The organism is Saccharopolyspora sp. (assembly GCF_017434145.1).
Lineage (GTDB): Bacteria > Actinomycetota > Actinomycetes > Mycobacteriales > Pseudonocardiaceae > Saccharopolyspora_C > Saccharopolyspora_C galaxeae.
Window position 1 is genome coordinate 1 of sequence record NZ_JAFRFW010000082.1, and the last position, 2759, is coordinate 2759.

General features: G+C 72.6%; 2 protein-coding genes. Both read left to right on the top strand.

Features of this window, described 5'->3' with window-relative positions; translation table 11 throughout:
* Window positions 1-17 precede the first annotated feature (17 nt).
* Window positions 18-1148, top strand: a complete 1131-nt coding sequence (locus tag IJH84_RS02040; protein ID WP_295139591.1) for a glycosyltransferase family 1 protein — start codon at window positions 18-20, stop codon at window positions 1146-1148.
* A gap of 177 nt (window positions 1149-1325) precedes the next feature.
* The coding region (locus IJH84_RS02045) for an ABC-F family ATP-binding cassette domain-containing protein (RefSeq protein WP_295139589.1) at window positions 1326-2759 on the top strand (1434 nt) is incomplete at its 3' end.

Sequence of the window (2759 nt, forward strand, 5' to 3'; positions counted from 1 at the left end):
AACGAGGTGAGCCGCATCTGCTCATCGACGCCACCGCCGTCCCCGCCGACCGCGGTGGCGTCGGTCGCTACGTGGATTCGCTGCTGGCCGCGCTCGACCAGGACGGCGCCCGGGTCAGCGTCGTCTGCCAGCCCCGGGACGCCGGGCTCTACGCCCGCATCGCCCCGAACTCGCGGGTGGTGCCCGCCGCCGAAGCCGTCGCCACCCGCACCGCGCGGCTGACCTGGGAGCAGACCACGTTGCCGCGGCTGGTGCGCAGGCTCGGCGCCGACGTGCTGCATTCGCCGCACTACACCACGCCGCTGGCGAATCCGGCCGCGTCCGTGGTGACGCTGCACGACGCCACCTTCTTCACCGGTGCCGCACTGCACTCCCCGGTCAAAGCCCGGTTCTTCCGCACCTGGACGAAAACCGCGCTGCGCCGCGCCACGCTGTGCGTGGTGCCCAGCGAAGCCACCGCCACCGGGCTCGCCCGCAGCGCCGGAGCGGACCGCCGCGCCATGCACGTCATGCACCACGGCGTGGACCCGGAGTTCTTCCACCCGCCGTCACCGGCCGAGATCCGCGCGGTGCGCGACCGGTTCAGCCTGCGCGACCAGCCCTACGTGGCGTTCCTCGGCGCGCTGGAGCCGCGCAAGAACGTGCCCGCGCTGATCCGCGGGTTCACCCTCGCCGCCCGCGGTCGCGCCGACGATCCGGCGCTGGTGCTGGCCGGGCAACCCGGCTGGGACTTGCGGGTGGAGCGGGCGCTGGAGGCCGTGCCGCACCGCATCCGGGTGATCCGCGCCGGGTACGTGCCGTTCGCCGAGTTACCCGGATTCCTCGGCGGCGCGCACGTCCTCGCCTATCCCAGCATCGGCGAGGGCTTCGGCCTGCCCGTGCTGGAAGCGATGGCTTGCGGCGCCGCGGTGCTGACCACGCGGCGGCTGAGCCTGCCCGAGGTCGGCGGTGACGCGGTCGCCTACTGCGGGATCCGCGCCGCCGACGTGGCCGCCGGGCTCACCGAACTGCTCGACGACCCCGCCCGCCGATCCGCGCTGTCGACCGCCGCGCAACGCCGCGCCAAGGACTTCACCTGGGCTTCCTGCGCCACCCAGCACCGCGAGGCGTACGCCCGCGCGCATCACCTGCACCGCCGCCGGAGCTGATCGCGGCGAAAACCGGTTGCCGTGCTCGCTACGGTCGAAGCACGACCACCGCCGGACATCGAGGTACTGACGTGCTCCTTTGAGGCCGCGCAACGCGGGCGCGCGAACGCGCCGCCCATGGCCCGGAAGTCGCATCCCCGGGCCGCGTCACCAGTCGCGACCTCGACGGGAGCCCGCATGTCCGGATCCATCGTCTGCTCCGATCTCACCTTCGCCTGGCCGGACGGCGGTTTCGCGTTCGACCACCTCGACGTCGTGCTCGGCGCCGGGCGCACCGGCCTGATCGGGTCGAACGGCTCGGGCAAGTCCACCTTGCTGCGGCTGATCGCGGGCGAACTGCGACCCACCTCCGGAACCGTCAGCGCGCACGGGGAACTCGCTTACCTGCCGCAGGACCTGATCCTGGACTCCGAGAGCCGTGTCGACGAGGTTCTCGGGGTGGCGCAGGTCCGGCGAGCGATCGCGGCCATCGAAAGCGGCGATCCCAGCGAAGAGCACTTCGCGATCGTGGGCGAGAGGTGGGACGTCGAGCAGCGGACCCGCGCGACCCTCGACCAGCTCGGCCTCCGACAGGTACCGCTGGACGCGCACGTGGGCGCGTGCTCCGGCGGTGAGCTGGTGCTGCTCGGACTGGCCGCGCAATTCCTGCGCGAGCCCGACGTGCTGCTGCTCGACGAACCGACCAACAACCTCGATCAGCGGGCGAGGGCACTCGCGCACCAGGCGCTCGCCTCCTCCGACGGCGTGCTGCTGATCGCCTCGCACGATCGCGAGCTGTTGCAGCGGATGGACCGCATGGCCGAACTCCGCGACGGCGCGCTCACCTGCTACGGCGGCAACCTCACCGACTACGAGCAGGCCGTGGCCGCCGATCAGGAAGCCGCCGAGCGCAGCGTGCGCGCGGCCGAGCAGGACCTCAAGCGCCAGCGCCGCGAGCTGGCCGAAGCGCGGATCAAGCTGGACCGCAGGCAGCGCTACGGCCGCAAGCGCTGGGAGACCAAGCGGGAACCCAAGGTCCGGATGCGCAAACGGGCCGAGGACGCGGAAATCGCGGCGGGCAAGTACCGCAACATGCACGACGACAAGGTGCGCCAGGCCCGGGAACGGCTCGAAGCCGCCGAGGAAGCGGTCCGCGACGACGACGAGATCCGGATCGACATCCCGGCGACCGAGGTGCCCGCGCGCAAGGAGGTCCTGCGGCTCACCGGCGTGCTGCTGCGCAACGGTCCGCTGGTGAACTGGGAGGTGCGCGGACCGGAACGGATCGCGCTGGTCGGCGCCAACGGCGCGGGCAAGACCACGCTGCTGCGAACCATCATGGGCGAGCTGGAACCGGACGCGGGCGAGGTCCGCACGCTCGTACCGGCGCGATACCTGCCGCAGCGCCTCGACGTGCTCGACGAGCGGATGTCGGCCGTGCACAACGTCGCGCAGGCCGCGCCGTCGGCCACACCCAACGCGATCCGCGCGCAGCTCGCCCGCTTCCTGCTGCGCGGGGCGGACGCCGATCGGCCGGTCGGCAGGCTCTCCGGCGGAGAGCGCTTCCGGGCGGCGCTGGCCACGTTGCTGCTGGCCGAACCGGCACCGCGGTTGTTGCTGCTCGACGAACCG